The 24416-nt window shown below is 58.6% G+C and carries 18 protein-coding genes and 1 tRNA gene; 16 read left to right on the top strand and 3 right to left on the bottom strand.

The window, feature by feature from the left end; genetic code table 11:
- Positions 1 to 8 precede the first annotated feature (8 nt).
- The 6 genes from dnaG (at position 9) to CKW20_RS09285 (ending at position 9820) form a co-directional block, all read left to right on the top strand.
- Positions 9 to 1976, top strand: coding sequence for a DNA primase (dnaG, locus tag CKW20_RS09310; RefSeq protein WP_095052663.1), 1968 nt, complete (start codon positions 9 to 11; stop codon positions 1974 to 1976).
- Between the two features lie 67 nt (positions 1977 to 2043).
- The gene (rpoD, locus tag CKW20_RS09305; protein WP_095052662.1) at positions 2044 to 3891 is read left to right on the top strand and encodes an RNA polymerase sigma factor RpoD; all 1848 of its coding nucleotides are present in this window, start codon (positions 2044 to 2046) and stop codon (positions 3889 to 3891) included.
- Positions 3892 to 4013: 122 nt separating this feature from the next.
- Entirely contained in the window at positions 4014 to 7760 is a 3747-nt protein-coding gene (locus tag CKW20_RS09300; RefSeq protein WP_095052661.1) for a bifunctional diguanylate cyclase/phosphodiesterase, read from the top strand.
- Positions 7761 to 7775: 15 nt separating this feature from the next.
- Positions 7776 to 7852, top strand: a tRNA-Ile gene (locus tag CKW20_RS09295).
- A gap of 415 nt (positions 7853 to 8267) precedes the next feature.
- Positions 8268 to 8576, top strand: a complete 309-nt coding sequence (locus tag CKW20_RS09290; protein ID WP_095052660.1) for a DUF3077 domain-containing protein — start codon at positions 8268 to 8270, stop codon at positions 8574 to 8576.
- A gap of 245 nt (positions 8577 to 8821) precedes the next feature.
- On the top strand, positions 8822 to 9820 hold the full coding sequence (locus CKW20_RS09285; protein WP_095052659.1) for an Abi family protein: 999 nt from the start codon (positions 8822 to 8824) through the stop codon (positions 9818 to 9820).
- Between the two features lie 208 nt (positions 9821 to 10028).
- On the opposite strand, the gene CKW20_RS09280 is transcribed toward CKW20_RS09285, so the two are convergent.
- Positions 10029 to 10673 carry a peptidase M41 gene (locus tag CKW20_RS09280; RefSeq protein ID WP_095052658.1) on the bottom strand — a complete coding sequence of 215 codons (645 nt, stop codon included), beginning with the start codon at positions 10671 to 10673 and terminating at the stop codon, positions 10029 to 10031.
- A 137-nt stretch (positions 10674 to 10810) separates the two neighbouring features.
- On the opposite strand from CKW20_RS09280, the gene CKW20_RS09275 reads away from it, so the two are divergent.
- The 10 genes from CKW20_RS09275 to CKW20_RS09230 all read left to right on the top strand — a co-directional run bounded on the left by CKW20_RS09275 (position 10811) and on the right by CKW20_RS09230 (position 21781).
- The gene (locus CKW20_RS09275; RefSeq protein WP_007980298.1) at positions 10811 to 11272 is read left to right on the top strand and encodes an Lrp/AsnC family transcriptional regulator; all 462 of its coding nucleotides are present in this window, start codon (positions 10811 to 10813) and stop codon (positions 11270 to 11272) included.
- 217 nt (positions 11273 to 11489) lie between these two features.
- Positions 11490 to 13172: an NAD(P)/FAD-dependent oxidoreductase gene (locus tag CKW20_RS09270; RefSeq protein ID WP_095052657.1), complete on the top strand. Its 1683-nt coding sequence runs from the start codon at positions 11490 to 11492 to the stop codon at positions 13170 to 13172.
- A gap of 12 nt (positions 13173 to 13184) precedes the next feature.
- Positions 13185 to 13979 (top strand): carbon-nitrogen hydrolase family protein, encoded by a 795-nt coding sequence (locus CKW20_RS09265; RefSeq protein ID WP_095052656.1) that lies wholly within the window; start codon positions 13185 to 13187, stop codon positions 13977 to 13979.
- Between the two features lie 39 nt (positions 13980 to 14018).
- A complete protein-coding gene (gene pqqF / locus CKW20_RS09260) occupies positions 14019 to 16457 on the top strand; it encodes a pyrroloquinoline quinone biosynthesis protein PqqF (RefSeq protein ID WP_095052655.1) in 2439 nt (812 codons plus the stop codon).
- 156 nt (positions 16458 to 16613) lie between these two features.
- Positions 16614 to 16688, top strand: coding sequence for a pyrroloquinoline quinone precursor peptide PqqA (gene pqqA, locus CKW20_RS09255; protein ID WP_009045898.1), 75 nt, complete (start codon positions 16614 to 16616; stop codon positions 16686 to 16688).
- An 84-nt stretch (positions 16689 to 16772) separates the two neighbouring features.
- The gene (pqqB, locus tag CKW20_RS09250; RefSeq protein ID WP_095052654.1) at positions 16773 to 17684 is read left to right on the top strand and encodes a pyrroloquinoline quinone biosynthesis protein PqqB; all 912 of its coding nucleotides are present in this window, start codon (positions 16773 to 16775) and stop codon (positions 17682 to 17684) included.
- Positions 17685 to 17811: 127 nt separating this feature from the next.
- Entirely contained in the window at positions 17812 to 18564 is a 753-nt protein-coding gene (pqqC, locus tag CKW20_RS09245) for a pyrroloquinoline-quinone synthase PqqC (RefSeq protein WP_063342344.1), read from the top strand.
- Positions 18561 to 18836, top strand: a complete 276-nt coding sequence (pqqD, locus tag CKW20_RS09240; protein WP_095052653.1) for a pyrroloquinoline quinone biosynthesis peptide chaperone PqqD — start codon at positions 18561 to 18563, stop codon at positions 18834 to 18836. The genes pqqC and pqqD overlap by 4 nt, the downstream gene beginning before the upstream one ends.
- Before the next feature lie 4 nt (positions 18837 to 18840).
- Positions 18841 to 19983, top strand: a complete 1143-nt coding sequence (gene pqqE, locus CKW20_RS09235; RefSeq protein ID WP_176466878.1) for a pyrroloquinoline quinone biosynthesis protein PqqE — start codon at positions 18841 to 18843, stop codon at positions 19981 to 19983.
- Positions 19949 to 21781, top strand: a complete 1833-nt coding sequence (locus tag CKW20_RS09230; protein WP_095052651.1) for a S9 family peptidase — start codon at positions 19949 to 19951, stop codon at positions 21779 to 21781. The genes pqqE and CKW20_RS09230 overlap by 35 nt, the downstream gene beginning before the upstream one ends.
- Positions 21782 to 21887: 106 nt before the next feature.
- On the opposite strand, the gene CKW20_RS09225 is transcribed toward CKW20_RS09230, so the two are convergent.
- Entirely contained in the window at positions 21888 to 22046 is a 159-nt protein-coding gene (locus CKW20_RS09225) for a YqaE/Pmp3 family membrane protein (protein ID WP_007904205.1), read from the bottom strand.
- Between the two features lie 364 nt (positions 22047 to 22410).
- Positions 22411 to 24189 (bottom strand): acyl-CoA dehydrogenase C-terminal domain-containing protein, encoded by a 1779-nt coding sequence (locus CKW20_RS09220; protein WP_095052650.1) that lies wholly within the window; start codon positions 24187 to 24189, stop codon positions 22411 to 22413.
- Between the last annotated feature and the right edge of the window lie 227 nt (positions 24190 to 24416).

The raw sequence follows: 24416 nt of genomic DNA, 5'->3' as shown, positions 1-24416 counted from the left end.
AGAACGCCATGGCCGGGCTAATTCCCCAGAGCTTCATTGACGACCTTCTGAACCGCACCGACATCGTCGACGTGGTCAGCTCGCGCCTGCAAATGAAAAAAGCCGGCAAGAACTACACGGCCTGCTGTCCGTTTCACAAAGAGAAAACCCCCTCCTTCAGCGTCAGCCCCGACAAACAGTTCTATTACTGCTTCGGCTGCGGCGCTGGCGGTAACGCCCTCGGCTTCATGATGGACCATGACAACCTGGATTTCGTCCAGGCTGTCGAAGAACTGGCCAAAGCCGCCGGCATGGAAATTCCCCGCGAAGAAAGTGGCCGACCGCACAAACCACGGCAACCCACCGATTCGCCGCTGTATCCGCTGCTCACCGCCGCCGCCGACTTTTATCGTCAGGCCCTGAAAAGCCATCCGTCGCGTAAAGCCGCCGTGGACTACTTGAAGGGTCGTGGACTAACGGGAGAAATCGCCCGGGACTTCGGTCTCGGGTTTGCCCCGCCCGGCTGGGACAACCTGTTCAAGCACCTGAGCAGCGACACCTTGCAGCAAAAAGCCATGATCGATGCGGGCCTGCTGATCGAGAACGCCGAAACCGGCAAGCGCTATGACCGCTTTCGCGATCGCGTGATGTTCCCGATCCGCGACAGTCGCGGGCGCATCATCGCCTTCGGTGGCCGGGTACTGGGTGACGACAAGCCGAAATACCTGAACTCACCGGAAACCCCGGTTTTCCATAAAGGCCAGGAACTCTATGGCCTTTATGAAGCACGCAAGAACAACCGCAACCTCGACGAAATCATCGTCGTCGAAGGCTATATGGACGTTATCGCCCTCGCCCAGCAAGGCCTGCGCAATGCCGTCGCAACCCTGGGCACCGCCACCAGCGAAGAGCACTTGAAGCGCCTGTTTCGCGTAGTGCCCAACGTGCTGTTCTGCTTCGACGGCGACCAGGCAGGCCGAAATGCCGCCTGGCGAGCGCTGGAAGCCACCCTGCCGAGCTTGCAGGACGGGCGCCGGGCGCGCTTTCTGTTCCTGCCCGAAGGCGAGGACCCGGACACCTTGGTCCGCTCCGAAGGCACTGACGCCTTCCGCGCGCGAATCAATCAGCACGCCCAGCCATTGGCCGATTACTTTTTTCAACAGTTGACCGAGGAATCGGACCCGCGCTCCCTCGAAGGCAAGGCCCACATGGCCACCCTCGCCGCACCGTTGATCGACAAAGTCCCGGGGGCCAACCTGCGCATCTTGATGCGCCAGCGCCTGAGCGAAATTACCGGGCTTAGCGGTGAAGCCGTGAGCCAACTCGTGCAAAGCGCACCTCAGGAAGCGCCACCGGCTTACGATCCGGGCATCGATTACGACGCCATGCCCGATTACAGCGACTACCATCAGCCGCAGGCACAAGAGATGTACGTGCCGCAGCAGGAATGGACGCCGAAAAAGCCTGGCGCAGGCGGCAAGAAATGGGACAAGAAACCGTGGGACAAGAACGGCAAACGTGGCGGCGATCGCGATCAACCGCGCGCGCCACGGGTACCGGCCGCTGTAGAGCCGCCCACTCTGGCAGCCTTGCGCACGCTACTGCATCATCCGCAACTGGCCGAGAAAGTCGAGGACGCCGGGCACTTCGCTGCCGAGGACCATACCAACACGCAACTGTTGGTCGCCCTGCTCGAAGCCGTACAGAAGAATCCCAAGCTAAACTCATTTCAACTGATTGCGCGCTGGCACGGCACCGAACAAGGCCGACTGCTCAAAGCGCTAGCAGAAAAGGAATGGCTGATTGATGGAGATAACCTTGAACAACAGTTTTTCGACACCATTACTAGCTTGTCAGCCCGCCAACGCGAGCGAAACCTGGAACAACTTCTTCGAAAAGCACGTCAAAGTGAATTGAGCACCGAAGAGAAAAATCAACTGCGCGACCTTTTAAGTCGCAATGTTTCCGCATCAAACCCGACCTCAACTGGCGCGTGAGGTCATAGCTCAGGTATAATCCTCGGCTTGTTTTTTGCCCGCCAAGACCTTCAGTGGATAGGGTGTTATGTCCGGAAAAGCGCAACAGCAGTCTCGTATCAAAGAGTTGATCACACTTGGTCGTGAGCAGGGCTACCTGACTTACGCGGAGGTCAACGACCACCTGCCGGAGGATATTTCAGATCCGGAACAGGTGGAAGACATCATCCGCATGATCAATGACATGGGGATCAACGTATTCGAGGTTGCGCCAGATAAGGATTCCCTTATGCTGGCCGACGCCGATACCGACGAAGCCGCGGCCGAAGAGGCAGCAGCAGCGTTGGCAGCGGTCGAGACCGACATTGGTCGCACCACCGACCCAGTGCGCATGTACATGCGTGAAATGGGTACGGTAGAGCTCCTCACACGTGAAGGCGAAATCGAAATCGCCAAACGTATTGAAGAGGGCATCCGCGAAGTGATGGGCGCAATTGCGCACTTCCCTGGCACGGTTGACCATATTCTCTCCGAATACACTCGCGTCACCACCGAAGGTGGCCGCTTGTCCGACGTCCTGAGCGGTTATATCGACCCGGACGACGGCATTGCGCCGCCTGCAGCCGAAGTGCCACCGCCTGTCGACCCGAAAGCCGCTCCAGCTGCCGACGACACCGACGACGATGACGCCGAAGCAAGTGATGACGAAGAAGAAGCCGAAAGCGGTCCGGATCCGGTCATCGCCGCACAGCGTTTTGGCGCTGTCGCCGATCAGATGGAAATCACCCGCAAGGCCCTGAAAAAGCACGGTCGTGGCAATAAGCTGGCAATCGCCGAGCTGATCGCCCTGGCTGAGCTGTTCATGCCGATCAAACTGGTGCCGAAGCAATTCGAAGGCCTGGTCGAGCGTGTTCGCAGTGCCCTGGATCGTCTGCGTCAGCAAGAGCGCGCGATCATGCAATTGTGCGTTCGTGATGCCCGCATGCCGCGTGCCGACTTCCTGCGCCAGTTCCCGGGCAACGAAGTCGACGAAAGCTGGAGCGATGCACTGGCCAAAGGCAAAAGCAAATACGCTGAAGCCATTGGTCGCCTGCAACCGGACATCATTCGTTGCCAGCAGAAGCTGACTGCGCTGGAAACCGAAACCGGTTTGACGATCGCCGAGATCAAGGACATCAACCGTCGCATGTCGATCGGTGAGGCCAAGGCCCGCCGCGCGAAGAAAGAGATGGTCGAAGCGAACTTGCGTCTGGTGATCTCCATCGCCAAGAAGTACACCAACCGTGGCCTGCAGTTCCTCGACCTGATCCAGGAAGGCAACATCGGTCTGATGAAAGCGGTAGACAAGTTCGAATACCGCCGCGGCTACAAATTCTCGACTTATGCCACCTGGTGGATCCGTCAGGCGATCACTCGCTCGATCGCCGACCAGGCCCGCACCATCCGTATTCCGGTGCACATGATCGAGACGATCAACAAGCTCAACCGTATTTCCCGGCAGATGTTGCAGGAAATGGGTCGCGAACCGACCCCGGAAGAGCTGGGCGAACGCATGGAAATGCCTGAGGACAAGATCCGCAAGGTATTGAAGATCGCTAAAGAGCCGATCTCCATGGAAACCCCGATCGGTGATGACGAAGACTCCCATCTGGGTGACTTCATCGAAGACTCGACCATGCAGTCGCCAATCGATGTCGCCACTGTTGAGAGCCTTAAAGAAGCGACTCGCGAAGTCCTGTCCGGCCTCACTGCCCGTGAAGCCAAGGTTCTGCGCATGCGCTTCGGTATCGACATGAATACCGACCACACCCTCGAGGAGGTTGGTAAGCAGTTCGACGTGACCCGTGAACGGATTCGTCAGATCGAAGCCAAGGCGCTGCGCAAGCTGCGCCACCCGACGAGAAGCGAGCATTTGCGCTCCTTCCTCGACGAGTGATCACAGAACCCCCGGCCCAGGCCGGGGGTTTTGCTTTATGCAGATTAAATGCCCCGCACGCCCCCCCCTCCGAATAGCCCGTCTACACTCGAAACATTCCCCCAAGCCGTAACGAGACCGTTATGCCCAGATGGCCGACCGTGCTTTTTTTGCTGTCGCTGATGACCTGGACCGCAACGGCTGGCGCGCTGACTCTTACCGACGAAGAGCGTAGCTGGCTGACGGCTCACCCGGAATTGCGCCTGGGCGTGGACGCGTCCTGGCCGCCGTTTGAATTTCGCGACGAACATGGGCGTTATCAGGGCCTGGCAGCGGATTACATCAACGTCATCCGTCAACGCCTGGCGATCAAACTCACGCCCATCGAGCCAGTGAGCTGGACTGAAGTCTTGCAGCAGGCGAAACAAGGCAAGCTGGATATCCTGCCGGGCATCATGTCGACCCCCGAGCGTCAGACTTATCTGTCGTTCACCCGCCCCTATCTCGATTTTCCTATAGTCATTCTGGCTCACGTCGGAGGCCCCCAACCGCGCAAAATCGACGACCTGTACGGGCTGAAGATTGCCGTGGTGGAAAACTACGCCCCCCATGAACTATTGCGCACCCACCATCCCGATCTGAATCTGGTGGCGATGCCCAATGTCAGCTCGGCGCTGCAGGCGCTGGCCACCGACGAGGTGGACGCCGTAGTGGGCGATCTCGCCTCCAGTGTCTGGAGCCTGCGCCAGCTCAAGCTCGACGGGCTCTACGTCAGCGGTGAAACACCCTATCGCTACCAATTGGCGATGGCTGTGCCCCCGAACAACAAGCTGCTGGTCAGCATCCTGGACAAAGTCCTGGCAGACATGACCCCGAGTGAAATCAGTGCCATCCAGGAGCACTGGGTCGGTAACGTTCTGGACCATCGAACCTTCTGGCTCGACGTGCTGATGTACGGCCTGCCGGGATTACTGTTTCTGATGATCGTGCTGGCGGTGGTTATTCGGATCAATCGCCGACTCAGTTCGGAAATTGCCCGCCGGGTCGCTCTTGAACAGGAGCTGCGCAGCAGCGAATACCATTACCGCGGGCTGGTGGAGAGTCTTTCAGCCATCGCCTGGGAAGCGCGGATCAGCGATTACACCTACAGCTACGTGTCACCCCATGCTCAGGATCTCCTTGGTTATCCCCTGCCCCATTGGCTGATTCCGGGTTTCTGGCGCAACATCATCCACCCCGCGGACCTGACCCGGGCCCAAACCTTCTGCGACCGTGAAGTGGCGGCCGGGCGCGATCACAGCGTCGATTACCGAGTCATCACCGCTGACGGCCGCTGCCTTTGGGTTCGCGATATCGTCAGCCTGATCGAGCACGCCCATGAACCGGTACTGCGCGGGCTGATGATCGACATCAGCGAAGCCAAGCGTACCGAAGAGGCGCTGCGCCTGTCGGAACAGAAGTTTGCTTCGGTGTTCCAGCAATGCCCAGATATTCTGGTGATCGCGCGGCTATCCGACGGCTGTCTGCTGGAGGTCAACGAAGCGTTCGAGGAACAGATCGGCCTCAAGGCCGAAGACGTCATAGGCCAGACCGCCACCGATCTGAATATCTGGGGCGTACCCGGCGTGGGGCCGGGTTTGTTGCAGCGCTTGCAGGCCGGCAGCATCCGCAATTTGGAGATGCCCTTTCGCCGCAGCAATGGCCAGGTGTTTACCGGCCTGATTTCCGCCGAGCCTTTCGATCTCGATACGACCCCGGCCCTGGTGGTCGTCGTGCGGGACATCAGTCAGCTCAAAGAAACCCAGCAACAACTGCAAACCTCCGAAGAGAAATTCGCCAAGGCCTTTCATGCTTCCCCCGACGGTTTGCTGCTGTCCCGGCAGAGCGACGGTTTATTATTGGAAGTCAACGAAGGTTTCAGCCGTATTACCGGCTTCAACAGCGCAATGTCCGTGGATCGGTCGGCCCTGGACCTGGGGATCTGGGTCAACCTCAACGAACGCAAGCAGATGCTCGAGCTATTGCACCGGGATGGTTTCGTCCGTGACTTCGGTTGTCACATCCGCCGCAAAGACGGGCAGATCCGGCTTTGTGAGGTTTCAAGCCGACCGCTGCCCATCGGCGATGAGGACTGCATGCTGACCATCGCCCGGGACATTACCGAGCGGCACCTGATGCAGGAGAAACTGCAACAGGCCGCCACGGTGTTCGAGAGCACCGCCGAGGGTGTATTGATCACCGACACCCAACAGCACATCAGTGCGGTCAATCGTGCATTCACCGAAATCACTGGCTACAGCGAGAGCGAAGCTCTGGGCCACACCCCTCGCCTGCTCGCCTCGGGCCTGCACGACAGCGCATTTTATGCGGCGATGTGGCATCAGTTGACCGCCGACGGTCATTGGCAAGGCGAGATTTCCAACCGGCGCAAGAATGGCGAGCTCTACCCGAGCTGGCTGACCATCAGCGCGGTGCGCAACCGGGACAACTCCATCACCCACTTTGTTGCGGTGTTCGCAGACATTTCCAGCCTCAAACACGCTCAGGCCAAACTCGACTACCAGGCGCATCACGACCCGCTGACTGGCCTGCCAAACCGCACGCTGTTTGAGAGTCGGCTGCTGACCGCACTGAACAGCCAGCAGGAAAACGGGGGCCAGGGCGCGGTGCTGTTCCTCGACCTGGACCGTTTCAAACACATCAACGACAGCCTCGGTCACCCGGTCGGCGACCTGCTGCTCAAAGGCATCGCCGTGCGCCTCAAGGAGCAACTGCGCGATATCGATACCGTGGCGCGTTTGGGTGGCGACGAATTCATCATCCTGCTCCCCGGCCTGCAACAGTCCAGCGATGCCGACAACATTGCCACCAAGCTGCTCAATTGCTTCTCCGCCCCTTTCCAGGCCGGCGAGCACGAGTTTTTCATCAGCGCCAGCATTGGCACCAGCCTGTACCCCAAAGACGGCTGCGACGTCGCCTCGCTGATCAAGAACGCCGACGCCGCCATGTATCGCTCCAAGGCCAAGGGCCGCAACCGGGTTGAAAGCTACACCCGCGACCTCACCGCCCAAGCCAGCGAGCGCGTGGCGCTGGAACATGAACTGCGGCGTGCCATCGAGCGCAATGAGCTGTTTTTGTACTACCAGCCCAAAATCAGTCTGGACGATCATCGAGTGGTCGGCGCCGAAGCGCTGATTCGCTGGCATCATCCCACCTTCGGCGATGTACCTCCCGAGCACTTCATTCCCCTGGCCGAAGAAAACGGCATGATCCTGCAAATCGGCGATTGGGTACTTGAGACCGCCTGCCGACAGATGTACGAGTGGAATCAGGTCTATGAGTGCCTGGGCCCACTCTCAGTCAACCTTGCGGGTGCGCAACTGCGCCAACCGAACCTGCTCGGCCGGATCGAGCAATTGCTCAAGGACAACCAGCTCAAACCCGATCTCCTGCAACTGGAGATCACCGAAAACTTCATCATGAGCCAAGCCGAAGAAGCGCTGGCGGTGCTGCATCAACTCAAACGCCTGGGTGTGCAACTGGCGATCGACGATTTCGGCACCGGCTATTCGTCCCTGAGCTACCTCAAACGCCTGCCGCTGGACATCATCAAGATCGACCAATCGTTCGTCCGCGGCCTGCCGGACGACCCACACGACGCGGCGATTGTTCGTGCGATCATTGCACTGGGCCGCAGCATGCAATTCACCGTCATCGCCGAGGGCGTCGAAACCCTGGCGCAGCAGCAATTCCTGGCTGCGGAGGGCTGTGAACAGATCCAGGGGTACATCGTCAGCCCGCCATTGCCACCGGACGAATTCGCCGCGACGTTTCTTCGTACAGTCATATTGGATTTTTCGGATAGCACAGCCGAGAAACCATCGCTATAATCCGCGGCCTACTGAGGGCCTATAGCTCAGTTGGTTAGAGCAGGGGACTCATAATCCCTTGGTCGTAGGTTCGAGTCCTACTGGGCCCACCAAACACGAAAGCCGCGCGATTGCGCGGCTTTTTCGTACCTGACGCATAGGTTTGTTTTGCTGAGGGTGTCGCAATATCGGATGACGCCCGCAGACCTTGTAGGCAAACTCCGAGAATTGCGTAATGGGTGCGTTTAGGCACTTTTCCGCCTTGTTGGGCTTTTCTTCGACGGGATACTCTCCGGACGTCGCTGCCAATGCAGCGATCGGGTGTGGTAACCCGGTGAAACCAGCGCAATAGTGCACTCATTACTGATACAGGCAGTTTTTATGCCTGTGATCTTGATATGGCGGCTGTGCGTGGGACGCCCTCGGGCGTGCCGGTTTCCTTGGTTCCCGGTTTACCACCCTGCGTACAGCTGCCACCTTTTCGTGTGGTAACGAAAAGGGCAGCTCCTCGAACCCAGGAGTAAAACCATGACCAAAACAAATCCATCCGCAACTTCAGAACTAAAAACCATCGGCTTCACGCCCTTCACCTATTGCTCGGATCAGCCACTGTTCCACGTCAGCGCTGGCGTGCCCATCGTCGACGCATTGACTCAGGCCTCCGATCTGCTGTTCCTCGCCAAATCATTTGCAGAGGACGCAGCCTACGCAAAAGATACCGACCGTCATGCTTGGGCCGCGCACTATCTGACGGTGATGAGCAAAGCGGTGATTGATGATGTGGTAAAGGCGCTTACGCCGCGACCGGCTCAGACCAAAGACGAATCCGAGGTTTAGTCGGACCAACCAGAAAGCCACGCAATGCGTGGCTTTCACCTGAAAAAGATCAGTTCCCCGTCAACAAGAGCATCGAGATCACTCATGCAAAACCTGGTACATCCGCCTATCGAGCCTTCAGCAAAAAACTTGCAAACCAATGCGGTTGTACCTAGGCTTGCCCGCAACACACCCGCCATGCCTATGGTTGCGTCAGCAGCTAAGCACAAATTGCGCGGGTTTTTTTTGCCCGGAGCTTTTAGGGCATGAGAGTTTTCCATAAGCCCGTCATCGATATCACCGCACAGATCGAATTGCTCAAGCAGCGTGGGTTGCATATTCAGGATGACACACGGGCTCGCCACTTTTTACAGGCAGTGAGTTTCTTCCGCCTAACCCCCTACATGCGAACTTTCCAGCAAGCGGAGGACGAAGACCACCCCTTCCGCAAAGACGCTGGATTTCGTGACCTGACCACGCTTTATGATTTCGACCGCCGCCTGCGTCTACTTGCCATGGATGCCATCGAACGCGTCGAGGTTGCAGTTCGCTCTCTGATCAGCAATCACATGGGACCGAATCATGGTGGACACTGGTACATGGAGGCGCGGTTGTTTCAGCGCTCCTATGACCATGCTCGATTGCTGGAAACCATACGTACCAAGCAAAACGCTGCTAGAAGCGATTACGAAAAAGAGTGTCAACGGATAGATCGTTTGCAAACAGATGAAGGGCGAAAGGATCATCTAAAACACCAACGAGCCAAGGAAAGCTACGCGCGGCACTATCCAGTAACGTACGACCAGCCGTCACTGATGCCGGGATGGGCCATGCTGGAAGAACTGACCCTGGGTGATCTGTCACATCTTTACAAAGGGCTGGCGCGAGACGCCGACAAGAAAGTCATCGCCAAATGCCTCGAACTGCCAGCACCACTGTTGCAGTCATGGCTGCATACATTGACCACCATCCGCAATATTTGCGCCCATCATGCGAGGCTGTGGAATCGAGAGCTGGGTATACGGCCAGAACTGCCTAAGAAAACTGGCTTCTCGTGGCCGCTTGCATTACTTCAGCAGGCACAGCATCCACGGATTTTTTCGGTTTTGTGCATTCTCAATCACCTGATGCGCCAAGTGAGCCCGCACACCAGCTGGGACCGTCGCTTGCGGGACTTGATGCAGGAGTTTCCCAATGTGAATCAGCGAGCAATGGGGTTTCCACAAGACTGGCACCAAGACCCGTTCTGGCAAATAGCTGAGTAATTCAATAGAAAACCAAAAGCTCCGGTGCTCACACTAAGGCTTCTTGTGAATATGAATATCAGCCGCTCAAAGCCGCGCACTTCGCGGCTTTTTCGTGCCTGGCGCGTAGGTTTCTTTTGCTGAGGAACGACGACGGAATCCGAACAATAGCGGCAGCTCATCCCTTGAAATGCCCGACCTTCACTGCGCCCAGCGGCCACCTGGATACTTACTCCCAAACACTCAACGCTGGTATCGCCTGCACGGGCACCAGCCCTTCAAGCACTTCACCCGTCAACACAACCTCATACGAATCCCCAGCCCTCCCCCACAGATCTACGAGGACCATGCGGTCTACCAGAACCCCTGCCAATCCGGTAATCGTATCGGCCAATTCCTCTACGATTTTTTGAGTCCGCAACCACAAGCGATCATTAATCTCTGTCAGCTCAGCAATGATGCTGTCAGACGACGCTGGGTCCGTATCGGGGTAGGAGATATTTCGAAGCAAATACCGAAGCTCTCTTATTTTCGCGTAGTCCTGTTCCGCTCCAAACTCTCCTTTCAGGATGGCTGCCGCTTTCGACTTATCGACACGTTTCTCGGGCGAATGCTTTGCAGGTAATGTCTGCGCCATGGCGCCGGCGAAGAGGACCATTATCCGAGCCTCCAAATGTTCCTTCATGGCGTCGATCGACGAAATTGACCGCGTCAAGGTAATGGAGGCCCCTCCATGGTGGGTCAGGCCCATGGTAACTTTCAGGGTTACATCACCCGTTTCAAAACCCAGGGCTCGGGCTACGACGTAATGCCCCATTTCGTGATTCGCAATCTGCAGTGCATAGTCTTGCAGAGCCGCAGGCATGCTCTTCATTTCGATCCCCTCGCTTCACAGCCCTTGGTGCGCATTCGACTACGAGTGACAATTTGTGTCCATCCAATTAACCCGTTGAGGGCATGGACTCCCTGTAATATGCCTGCCCATTGCTCTGTACCGCTGGAGATGCCCCTTTGCCTGACACTCGCCCGCCTGTTCTCGACGAAATCGACCGCCAATTGATCGCGGCGCTGCAGATCAATGCCCGTGAAAGTGTAGCCATGCTCGCCCGCCAACTGGGTATCGCCCGCACCACCGTCACTTCACGCCTGGCGCGGCTGGAAAAGGCCAAAGTGATCACCGGTTATGGTGTGCGCCTGGGTCAGCGAGTGGTGGATGGAGGCTTGCAGGCCTATGTCGGGATCACCGTGCAACCGCGCTCCGGCAAGGAAGTGCTGCGTCGGCTTAGCGCCATGGCGCAGGTTCAGCAGTTGTGCGCGGTGAGTGGTGAATTTGATTATGTGGCGTGGTTGCGCACTGATTCGCCGGAGCAACTTGATCAGTTGCTGGATCAGATTGGCAGTGTGGATGGCGTGGAGAAGACGACGACTTCGATCATCTTGAGCAGCAAGATTGATCGGGGGCAGCCTGTTTGAGTTTCCGCCATTAGGTTTTGGGTGTCTGGTCGGGCCTCTTCGCGGGCAAGCCTCGCTCCCACACAATGTGTAGCGATGCCTCGTCGTATTGATCAAACAATTAGCAAAACGACGACACATTGCGTCTTATTAACGTGTTCTACGCTCTCTAGAATGGCTGCCATCTTTTCCTATACTCAGACGCGCACTCTGCGTCAGGTCGCCAGCAAGGTCAGCCATGAACAAGAACAATCGCCATCCTGCAGACGGTAAAAAACCGGTCACCGTTTTCGGCCCGGACTTTCCTTTCGCCTTCGACGACTGGATCGAACACCCGGCCGGGCTGGGCAGCATTCCGGCGCACAATCACGGCGCCGAAGTGGCGATTGTCGGTGCTGGCATTGCAGGCCTGGTGGCCGCCTACGAATTGATGAAGCTGGGACTCAAACCCGTCGTCTACGAAGCCTCGAAGATGGGCGGCCGTCTGCGCTCCCAGGCGTTCAATGGCGCTGAAGGCATCATCGCCGAACTCGGCGGTATGCGTTTCCCGGTGTCGTCGACCGCTTTTTATCACTATGTCGACAAGCTCGGCCTCCAGACCAAACCCTTCCCGAACCCGCTGACACCTGCGTCGGGCAGCACCGTGATCGATCTGGAAGGCAAAACTCATTACGCACAGAAATTGGCGGATCTTCCTGCACTGTTCCAGGAAGTTGCTGACGCCTGGGCGGATGCTCTGGAAGCCGGCTCGCAGTTCTCCGATATCCAGCAAGCGATCCGTGACCGCGACGTGCCGCGCCTCAAGGAACTGTGGAACACCTTGGTGCCGCTGTGGGACGACCGCACGTTCTATGATTTCGTCGCCACCTCCGAAGCCTTCGCCAAGCTCTCGTTCCATCACCGCGAAGTGTTCGGTCAGGTCGGCTTCGGTACTGGCGGCTGGGACTCGGACTTCCCCAACTCGATGCTGGAAATCTTCCGCGTGGTGATGACCAACTGCGATGATCACCAGCACTTGGTAGTCGGCGGCGTGGAGCAGGTGCCGCTGGGCATCTGGCGCCATGTGCCGGAGCGTTGCGTGCATTGGCCTGAAGGCACCAGCCTCAGCTCGCTGCACAGCGGTGCGCCGCGTTCCGGCGTGAAAAAAATTGCCCATGCACCGAACGGGCGTTTTACCGTTACCGATAACTACGGCGACACACGTGAATACGCGGCAGTACTGACCACCTGCCAGAGCTGGCTGCTGACCACCCAGATCGAATGCGACGAAAGCCTGTTCTCGCAAAAGATGTGGATGGCCCTGGACCGCACCCGCTACATGCAATCGTCGAAGACGTTCGTGATGGTCGATCGCCCATTCTGGAAGGACAAGGACCCGGAAACCGGTCGCGACCTGATGAGCATGACCCTCACCGATCGCCTGACCCGCGGCACCTATCTGTTCGACAATGGCGACGACAAGCCAGGGGTGATTTGCCTGTCGTACTCGTGGATGAGCGACGCGCTGAAAATGCTCCCGCACCCGGTGGAAAAACGCGTGAAGCTAGCGCTGGACGCGTTGAAGAAGATCTACCCGAAAGTCGACATCGCCGCGCGGATCATCGGCGATCCGATCACTGTGTCGTGGGAAGCCGACCCGCATTTCCTCGGGGCCTTCAAAGGCGCCCTGCCCGGCCACTACCGCTACAACCAGCGCATGTACGCGCACTTCATGCAGGACGACATGCCGCCCGAGCAGCGCGGGATTTTCATCGCCGGCGACGACGTTTCGTGGACGCCGGCCTGGGTCGAAGGCGCGGTGCAGACGTCTCTCAACGCGGTGTGGGGGATCATGAAACACTTCGGCGGTGAAACTCACGCCGAAAACCCGGGTCCAGGGGATGTGTTCAACGAGATCGGTCCGATCGCCCTGCCCGAGTAAGAGGAATCCGAAATGCGCGTAGCCCTTTACCAATGTCCACCGCTGCCCCTGGATGTCGCAGGTAATCTGCAACGACTGCATCAACTGGCGCTGGAGGCCAAGGGCGCAGACTTGCTGGTGCTGCCGGAGATGTTCCTCACCGGCTATAACATCGGCATCGATGCGGTCAACGTACTGGCGGAGGTGCACAACGGTGAATCGGCGCAGCACATCGCGCGCATTGCCAAAGCGACGGGGATCGCCATTTTGTATGGCTACCCGGAGCGCACCGAAGACGGGCAGATCTACAACGCCGTGCAGTTGATCGACGCCAATGGCGAGCGGTTGTGCAACTACCGCAAGACTCACTTGTTCGGCGACCTTGATCACTCGATGTTCAGCCCCGGGCCGGATGAATTTCCGCTGGTTGAACTCAACGGCTGGAAGCTTGGCTTTTTGATCTGCTACGACCTGGAGTTCCCGGAAAATGCCCGGCGGCTGGCGTTGGCCGGCGCCGAGCTGATTCTGGTGCCGACGGCGAACATGACTCCCTACGATTTCATCGCCGACGTCACTGTCCGTGCCCGGGCCTTCGAAAACCAGTGTTATGTGGCCTACGCCAACTACTGCGGGCACGAAGGCGACATCCAGTATTGCGGCCAAAGCAGCATCGCCGCGCCGGATGGCAGCCGCATCGCCCAGGCCGGACTTGATGAAGCGCTGATTGTCGGTGAACTGGATCGTCAGCTGATGATCGATTCCCGCGCCGCCAATCGCTACTTCCTCGATCGCCGTCCCGAGCTATACGGCGAGCTGAACAAGCCCTAATCCGCTAGCATTAGCACTTCTCCTGTTCTGGAAGTGCTCATGCCTGCGCTGAATCACCCTCGCCTTCATACTGAAACCCTGGCCAACGGCTTGCGGGTGACGCTGCGTCATGCTCCCGATTTGAAGCGCTGCGCCGCCGCGTTGCGGGTCGCTGCTGGCAGTCACGACGTGCCACTGGCCTGGCCGGGGCTGGCGCACTTTCTTGAGCATTTGCTGTTCCTGGGGACAGAGCGCTTTCCCGCAGAGCAGGGGTTGATGGCCTACGTGCAAGGTCATGGCGGGCAGGTGAATGCGCGGACCAGCGAACGTACGACGGATTTCTTTTTCGAACTGCCGCCTCAGGCGTTTAGCGGTGGGCTGGAGCGTCTGTCAGACATGCTCGCTCATCCGCGTATGAATCCGGACGACCAGCGGCGGGAACGGGAAGTGCTCCATGCCGAATTTGTCGCTTGGTCGCGGGATGCGACGGCTCAACAGCAATTTGCGTTATTCGAGGGGCTTTCGGCGGCTCATCCATTACGGGCGTTTCATGCGGGAAACCGTTACAGCCTGCCGGTGCCGCAGCCCGAATTTCAGCAAGCGTTGAAGGGCTTCTATCAGCGGTTTTACCAGACCGGGCAGATGACATTAAGTCTGGCTGGCCCACAGAGTCTCGATGAATTGAAGGTGATGGCCCAGGCGTTTTCCGCTGCCATTACCGCTGGCGAGAAAGTCCCTCAGACAAAGCCCGCCCAGTTGATGGATTCTTCAGACAATAGTTATCAACAGGCTGGAGAACGTCGACTGGATCTGCTGTTCACCTTCGAAGCGCTGCCCGACTCATCGCCCGAAGCACTGGCGTTCCTGTGCCATTGGTTGAACGCCGCAAAACCCGGCGGCCTGTTGGCGCAGCTGCGAGACTCCGGGTTAGCAGACAACCTGAAAGCCGCGCCGCTCTATCACTACGCTGGCCAAGCCTTGCTGCACATCGAATTCATACGGCCCGCCCACGCCACGCAACCGGACAATGCGATCCACGAACGACTCCTGGATTGGCTGGGCTTCTTTGCCTCCCATCAGGATTGGGCCGAGCTGCGCGAAGAACATGCAGCCCTGCTGCAACGCCAACAGCAAGTCAGCAGCGCCTTGCAACTGGCCCAACGAGACAGTGAACAGCTTGAAGCCTGGCTGTCCGAACAGGGCGTTGTCGCCCTCAAGGCAATCCTCAAACAAATCGGCGCTGTGGATAACTTCACCGGCCAATGGCAGCTGCCGACCCCCAACCCGTTTTTGCGCGCCGAGACTCCAGCCTCGAATGCCGGATTGATTCGCGGCCAGACCAGCGCCCACCGCGGCCTGCGGACTTTTGCCCAGGATCGCTCGCGCAGTCGCCGCGAACGATCGCCAATGCAGTTCAGTCAGGCATTGCCGGATAACACGGATGAAGGTGCGGTTTATCTGCGCTGGCGCCTGGAGTTCGCACCTCACAGCCGCCTTCAGTCGAATCTGGAAAACAACCTGCGGCTGTTGCGCGAAGATGCACGTCAGGCCGGTGTCGACTTTTCCTTCAGCGCATCAGGCAATGAATGGCTGTTGAAAATGACGGGGCTGCAGGACCCGATGCCGACAGTCCTCGAACATGCGCTGAAAGAACTTACAAAACCTGATGCCGATTTCTCACAGGAAGAGCCGGCGTCCATTGCGTTGATGCCGATTCGACAGCTTCTCAAGGCATTGCCTGATCTATGCCTTGAGCACACCGAAGCCTCAGATGAGTTGCAGCAACTCTGGTCGAGCGCGCGCTGGGATGGCCTCGCGACAGGCCTGTCTGCCCAGACACAAGCAGCAATGGGGCTTTCCTTGAGTCGTATTCTCGGCACTGCGGATAGTCAACTGACGCCGTCTCCGTCGATTCGGTCGCTGCATCTCTGGAACTCCGTCGATACCGGCTCCAGCGAACATGCGCTGTTACTCTTTTGTCCGACAGCAACCCATGACATCGCCGATGAGGCCGCCTGGCGTTTGCTCGCACACGTATGCCAGGCGCCGTTCTACCAGTGCCTGCGGGTGGAGCTGCAGCTCGGTTACGCCGTATTCAGCGGACTACGCCAGATAAACGGTCAGACCGGGCTGCTGTTCGGCGTGCAATCGCCGAGCGTCGCGCCTCTGGATTTGCTGGAGCACATCAAACAGTTCCTCAGCGAATTGGAAGGGATGATCGAAAGCATTAATGAAGAGACCTTCATCGCTCAACGCCAAGCCCTGGCCGATCAATTCGACAGCACTGCTTTGCCCAACGCCCAAGCCGCCGAACTGCTCTGGCAGGCCAAATTGGCCGGCCACTCGTCGGATCACCTGAAACATCTGCCTCAGGCGATTCTGATGATCGACCGTGAAGCCTTGCTGGCGGCGGCACAACGACTGAATCGGGCCGATGGTGGATGGCGCGGTCTGGCCAACGGACCGTGCCCTGTTACGCTTTGGCAAGTGGCAAAATGATCATTACCGGGGCTGCAATTAGCTTTCTCAAAGATTCGTGGCCAATCGCTCTGTAATTTTGAGTAACATAGCCGCCTAACTATCTGAACATCTCCAGCTGGAGGTGGACTATATGTATAGGTCTCAACTGTCCCATCCACCTGAAGGAGCGCTTCTATGTCCTGGTCCAAACCTGCTTACACCGACCTGCGTATCGGCTTCGAAGTCACCATGTACTTCGCAAGCCGCTAAGCTCTGCCGTCTGGTAGAGAATGCAGTGCTACGCCTCGGCTCGCCGGGGCGTTTTTATTTTCAGCTTTCAATGATGGAGCGGCCATGTTTGTCCAGATTCTAGGTTCCGCCGCCGGCGGCGGTTTCCCCCAGTGGAACTGCAACTGCGCAAACTGCGCAGGTTTTCGTGACGGCAGCCTGCGGGCCGAGGCGCGTACCCAGTCGTCCATCGCGATTTCCGATGACGGCGTGAACTGGGTGCTGTGCAATGCTTCGCCGGACATCCGCGCCCAGCTCCAGAACTTCGCACCAATGCAGCCAGGTCGCGCGCTGCGTGACACCGGCATCAGCGCAATCATCCTGATGGACAGCCAGATCGACCACACCACCGGCCTGCTCAGCCTGCGCGAAGGTTGCCCACATCAGGTCTGGTGCACCGACATGGTCCACGAAGACCTGAGCACCGGTTTCCCGCTGTTCACCATGCTGACTCACTGGAATGGCGGGCTGAGCTGGAACCGTATCGAACTCGACCAGAGCTTCACCGTCCCGGCCTGCCCGAACCTGCGCTTCACCCCGCTGCCCTTGCGTAGTGCCGCCCCACCGTACTCGCCGCATCGCTTCGACCCGCACCCGGGCGACAACATCGGTCTGATCGTCGAAGACCTGAACACCGGCGGCAAACTGTTCTACGCACCGGGCCTGGGCAAGGTCGACGTATCGCTGATGAAGATCATGGCCAGCAGCGATTGCCTGTTGGTGGATGGCACGATGTGGGACGACGACGAAATGCAGCGTCGTGGCGTCGGCACGCGTACCGGCCGGGAAATGGGCCACCTGGCGCAGTACGGCCCCGGCGGTATGCTGGAAGTGCTGGAACAACTGCCCAAGCAACGCAAAGTGCTTATCCACATCAACAACACCAACCCGATTCTCGATGAAGATTCGCCGGAGCGTGCGGAGCTGGTTCGGCGCGAGGTTGAAGTGGCGTATGACGGCATGAGTATTGTGTTGTAGCGGATGACCCCATCGCGGGCAAGCCACGCTCCCACAGTGATCGCGTGTTCCTGTGGGAGCGTGGCTTGCCCGCGAAGACACCAGATTAGACGCCGCAAATCCACCGGTTGTACCCCGGAGAATCGCAATGACTGACACCGCAATGTCCCCCGCCGAATTCGAAGCGGCCCTGCGCGCCAAGGGCGCCTACTACCATATCTATCACCCGTATCACGTGGCGATGTATGAAGGCCGGGCGACGCGCGAGCAGATCCAGGGCTGGGTCGCCAACCGCTTTTACTATCAGGTGAACATCCCGCTCAAGGACGCCGCTATCCTGGCCAACTGCCCGGACCGCGAGATTCGTCGCGAGTGGATTCAGCGCCTGCTGGACCACGACGGCGCCCCCGGCGAAGAGGGCGGCATCGAAGCCTGGCTGCGTCTCGGGCAAGCGGTCGGCCTCGACCCGGATCAACTGCGCTCTCAGGAATTGGTGCTGCCCGGCGTGCGTTTCGCCGTCGACGCCTACGTCAACTTTGCTCGCCGGGCCCGTTGGCAGGAAGCCGCCAGCAGTTCGCTGACCGAGCTGTTCGCGCCGCAAATCCACCAATCGCGCCTTGACAGCTGGCCGCAGCATTACCCGTGGATCGACCCGGCCGGTTACGAATATTTCCGCACGCGTCTGGGCCAGGCGCGCCGGGATGTGGAGCACGGTCTGGCGATCACTTTGCAGCATTACACTACGCGGGAAGGCCAGGAGCGCATGCTGGAAATTCTCCAGTTCAAACTGGACATTCTTTGGAGCATGCTCGATGCCATGAGCATGGCCTACGAACTGAACCGCCCGCCGTACCACAGCGTGACCGAACAGCGGGTCTGGCATAAAGGAATTACCTTATGAGTTTCGATCGCAGCAAAACCCCGACATGGCGCACCGGCTACCGTTTCCAGTACGAACCGGCGCAAAAAGGCCATGTGCTGCTCTACCCGGAAGGCATGATCAAACTCAACGACAGCGCCGCGCTGATTGGCGGTTTGATTGATGGTCAGCGCGATGTCGCGACGATCATCGCCGAACTGGGCGCGCAGTTTCCCGACGTGCCTGAGCTCGGTGACGACATCGAGCAATTCATGGAGGTTGCCCGTGCTCAGCACTGGATCGAACTTGCCTGATTCCGTGTCAGACAAGTTACCGCCCAAGCCTGAAATCGGCCTGCCACTGTGGTTGCTGGCCGAGCTCACCTATCGCTGCCCGTTGCAATGTCCGTACTGCTCCAATCCGCTGGATTTCGCCGAGCAAGGCAAAGAGTTGTCCACCGAACAGTGGATCAAGGTATTCCGCGAAGCCCGGGAGATGGGCGCGGCGCAGCTGGGGTTTTCCGGCGGTGAGCCGTTGGTGCGCCAGGACCTCGCCGAGCTGATCTTTGAAGCGCGCAAGCTGGGTTTCTACACCAACCTGATCACCTCCGGTATCGGTCTCACCGAGCAAAAAATCAGCGATTTCAAGAAGGCCGGTCTGGACCACATCCAGATCAGTTTCCAGGCCAGCGACGAGCAAGTGAACAACCTGCTGGCCGGCTCAAAAAAGGCCTTCGCGCAAAAACTCGAAATGGCTCGCGCGGTGAAGGCTCACGGCTACCCGATGGTGCTGAACTTCGTCACCCATCGGCACAATATCGACAAGATCGACCGGATCATCGAGCTGTGCATCGCCCTTGAGGCGGACTTCGTTGAACTCGCGACGTGCCAGTTTTACGGCTGGGCGCAGCTCAATCGGGTTGGGCTGCTGCCGACCAAAGAGCAATTGGTTCGCGCCGAACGCATCACCAATGAATACCGCGCCACATTGGAAGCTGAAGGGCATCCGTGCAAGCTTATTTTCGTCACGCCGGACTATTACGAAGAACGCCCGAAAGCCTGTATGAATGGCTGGGGCAGTATTTTTCTGACAGTCACGCCGGACGGAACCGCCCTGCCCTGTCATGGCGCCCGACAGATGCCGGTGCAATTTCCCAACGTGCGCGACCACAGCATGCAGCACATCTGGTACGACTCGTTCGGCTTCAACCGCTTTCGCGGTTATGACTGGATGCCTGAGCCGTGCCGTTCCTGTGACGAGAAAGAAAAAGACTTCGGCGGCTGCCGCTGTCAGGCGTTCATGCTCACGGGTGACGCGAGCAATGCCGACCCGGTGTGCAGCAAGTCGGAATATCACGGCGTGATTTTCAAGGCCCGCGAAGAAGCCGAACACGCGACCCAGACCATTGAACAACTGGCCTTTCGCAATGAACGAAACTCACGCCTTATCGCCAAAAGCTGAACCTTTAAGCGCCGCCAGGGCTGTGGCGGCCGGCATCGACTTCGCCGAGCTGCAGGTCGGGCAACATGGCCTGTTCTGGAACGAGTACCGCCCCGAGGACGCCGCCTGTCGAATCTGGCAGTGGCGTGACAGCCAGGCTCGTTGCCTGACGCCGCCCACCTTTAGCGTGCGCAGCCGGGTGTACGAATATGGCGGCGGTGCGTTTTGTCTGACAGATGACGGGCTTGTTTTCGTCAACGAGGCAGACCAGCAACTGTACCGGCAATCGCTGACGGGTGAGACGCCTGAGGTGCTGACTTCAAGTGAATGCCGCTACGGCGATTTGCACTTCGCCAACGGGCAAGTGCTGGCGGTGGAAGAGAACCGCGATCGACATCGCCTGGTGGCTATCGATCTGGCTGACGGCCAACGCCATCTGCTGGCCGAAGGTGCCGACTTCTACGCGGCTCCGACCGTGAGTACTGACGGTCGACGTCTGGCCTGGATCGAGTGGAATCGTCCGTATCAACCCTGGACCGCGACTCGCCTGATGGTTGCCGAACGCCAGAGCGATCACACCTTTTCGCAACCGCGCTGTGTGGCCGGCGATAGTGCTCAGGAGTCACTGCAACAACCTCGATTCGATGACAGCGGTCGTTTATTTTGTCTGACGGATCGTGACGGTTTCTGGCAGCCATGGATGGAATCGGCCAACGGTCTGAATCCGCTCCCGAGTGCCGCTGCCGACCATGGACCGGCGCCTTGGCAACTGGGTGGTTGCACCTGGTTGCCGTTGGGCGAAGACACTTATCTGGCGAGTTGGACCGAGGGCGGTTTTGGTCGACTGGGGCTTTGTCATGGCGATGGTTCCCGTGACGATTTCACGGGCGACTACAGCCGCTTCCGCCACCTCGCACAGGATGAGCAGTTCATCTACTGCATCGCCGCTTCGCCGGTCAGTTCGTCGGCGGTGATTGCCATTGACCGCGAAACCCGACAGGTCAAGGTTCTGGCCGGCGGAATAGCGCCATTGCCCACCGAGCAGATCAGCCGCCCACAAACCCTGCGCTATCCGAGCGGTTCGGGTGAGGCCCACGGTTTCTTCTACCCAGCGATGACCGGCGACACGAAACCGCCGTTGGTGGTGTTCATTCACGGCGGCCCGACTTCGGCCTGTTACCCGATGCTCGACCCGCGGATCCAGTATTGGGCACAACGCGGCTTCGCCGTGGCCGACCTCAACTACCGAGGCAGCAGCGGCTATGGCCGCGCTTATCGCCAGGCGCTGCATTTGAGCTGGGGCGATGTGGATGTGGAAGATGCTTGTGCGGTGGTCGCCTACCTCGCCGAACGTGGACTGATCGACGGCAACAAGGCGTTTATCCGTGGAGGCAGCGCCGGTGGCTACACCACGTTGTGCGCACTGGCCCTTCACAAGGTCTTTCGTGCGGGCGCCAGCCTCTATGGCGTCAGCGATCCTGTTGCGCTAGGCCGCGCCACCCACAAGCTCGAAGGCGATTATCTGGACTGGTTGATCGGCGACCCGGTGCAGGACGCTGAACGCTATGCCGCACGCACGCCATTGCTGCACGCGAACAACATCAGCGTTCCGGTGATTTTCTTTCAGGGTGAACTGGACGCCGTGGTGGTGCCGCTACAGACCCGCGACATGGTCAAGGCATTGCAGGACAACGGTATTCTGGTCGAAGCGCATTACTACGCGGATGAACGCCATGGCTTTCGCAAGGCCGGCAATCAGGCCCATGCGCTGGAGCAGGAGTGGTTGTTTTATCGGCGGGTGATGGCGCTCGCAGGCTGAAACCGCGTCGCGCCGTTCGCGGGCAAGCCTCGCTCCTACGGGTATGGTGTTATCCCTGTAGGAGCGAGGCTTGCCCGCGAAGGCTATTTACCGGACGCCGGGAATCTCAACGCTTGGCGATGATATACACCGCGTGCACGATCCCCGGAATGTAACCGCACAACGTCAGCAGAATATTCAGCCAGAACGCCCCAGCGAAACCGACTTGCAGAAACACACCCAGTGGCGGCAATAGAATGGCGATGATGATTCGAATAAAGTCCATGGGGTAGCTCCTGATTGAAGTTGGCTCGTGTGAGCCATATAGCTAATCGACATGTACCGTTCGTCAGGGTTCAGTGCGAATTCAGCTCATACCCTACACGCTAAACCTGCTACATGCCTTCAGCCTCAATGAGCTGAGTACTTTTTCGCAGACAAAAGAAAACCCCGCCGAAGCGGGGCTTTGCAGACTGTTTCCCTGACATCCATTTCACTCCGCCTTCCTGGCAGAATCCTACGTGTCCGTGTTGTTGCTTTGCGCTTCCTGCGCGACGTCCATGTGAAGTAGATTAGCTGTGGATCCAATCTTCGCCTATGGGAAAACAGCAGCACGTTATGTAAGAGAATGCTTACATAACGTTAATGGGTCAGAATTGTTCTGCGTCCAGCAGGAACAGCGATTCGCCACCCGCCTTTACCGACGCGCTCAACGAGTGAATACGCGGCAGTAGACGTGCGAAATAGAACCGCGCCGTACCGAGTTTGCTCGCGTAGAAATCGTCCTGCGCTTCTTTACCGAAGGCTGCCTTGGCCATCAGTGCCCACATGTAGGCGTAGGCCATGTAACCGAAGGCTTGCAGGTACTCGACCGACGCCGCGCCAATTTCGTTCGGGTCGTTCTTTGCCCGGTCCAGCAACCACGCGGTCAGTTCGTCGAGGGTGTCCACTGCATCATTCAGCGGCTTGGTGAATTCCGCCAGATCAGCACTGGCCGTCGCGATGAAATGACGAATCTCATCAGCGAACAGGTTGTAGAACGCCCCGCCGCTGCCGACGATCTTGCGTCCTACAAGGTCCAGCGCCTGAATACCGTTGGTGCCTTCGTAGATCTGAGTGATCCGTACGTCACGAACCAGTTGCTCCTGGCCCCACTCACGGATGTAGCCGTGACCGCCAAAAACCTGCTGGCCGTGAACCGTGGTTTCCAGACCCAGGTCGGTCAGGAAAGCCTTGGCCACCGGCGTCAGCAATGCAACCAGGTCTTCTGCGCGCTTGCGGGTGGTGGCGTCTTCGCTGAACTTGGCAGTGTCCAGTTGCATCGCCACGTAAGTGGAGAAGGCACGGCCGCCTTCGTTCGAGGCTTTCATGGTCAGCAGCATGCGACGCACGTCCGGGTGGACGATGATCGGGTCAGCCACCTTGTCCTTGTTCTGCGCGCCAGTCGGCGAGCGGCTTTGCAGGCGGTCGCGAGCGTATTCGATAGCGTTCTGGTACGAGCGCTCGCCAGTGGCCAGGCCTTGGATGCCAACGCCCAGACGCTCGTAGTTCATCATGGTGAACATCGCCGCCAGGCCTTTGTTCGGCTCGCCGACCAGGTAACCCACGGCTTCGTCGAAGTTCATCACGCAGGTCGCGGACGCCTGGATGCCCATCTTGTGTTCGATCGAACCGCAATTCGCCGGGTTGCGCGCACCCAAGCTTCCATCGGCATTGACCATGAACTTCGGCACCAGGAACAGCGAAATGCCTTTCGGCCCCGCCGGTGCGTCCGGCAGTTTGGCCAGTACCAGGTGGATGATGTTCTCGGTCAGGTCGTGTTCACCGCCGGTGATGAAGATTTTGGTGCCGCTGACTTTGTAGGAACCATCGGCCTGAGGCTCGGCCTTGGTACGGATAATCCCCAGGTCAGTACCGGCGTGCGGCTCGGTCAGGCACATGGAACCGGCCCATACACCGGCGTACATGTTCGGCAGATACGCGGCTTTCAGCTCTTCGCTGGCGTGGGCGTTGATCGACAGACAGGCGCCGGCGGTCAGCATCGGGTACAGACCGAACGACAGGCTCGCGGAGTTGACCATTTCTTCAACCTGCGCCGAAACCGCCTTGGGCATGCCCATGCCGCCGTAGGTCGGATCGCCACCGACACCGACCCAACCGCCTTCAGCGTAGGTCTGATAAGCCTGTGGGAAACCGGCCGGGGTGGTGACGGCACCGTCGGCCCAGTGGCAACCTTCTTCGTCAGCTGCACGGCTCAGCGGCGCAATGCTTTTGCTGGTGACCTTGCCGGCTTCTTCGAGAATGGCTTCAACCGTTTCCGCATCGACGGTCTCGGCCAGCGCAGGCAGTTCGGCCCAGAGTTTGGCGACCTCGAAAACTTCATTGAGGACGAAGCGCATATCGCGCAGGGGCGCTTTGTAGTCAGCCATGGCAAACCTCGCAAGATCTAAACAGGTGGTTCGTAGGAATAGTGATTTCGTTGTGTCCGAGTGTACCTCAACAACTTTTACGACACATAGGGTCAACTCATGACTGTTTTGTTATTTTTAGTCACAGGCATTATCAGCTGAAGAACGCATTCGCGGGCAAGCCTCGCGCCTACAGGTCGTGTCGCACGCATTTCACGTGAACGACATAGAACCGTAGGAGCGTGGCT

It is taken from the genome of Pseudomonas sp. Irchel s3b2, from assembly GCF_900187445.1.
In the GTDB taxonomy this organism is placed as follows: domain Bacteria; phylum Pseudomonadota; class Gammaproteobacteria; order Pseudomonadales; family Pseudomonadaceae; genus Aquipseudomonas.
This window is presented reverse-complemented; position numbering and strand designations above follow the sequence as displayed.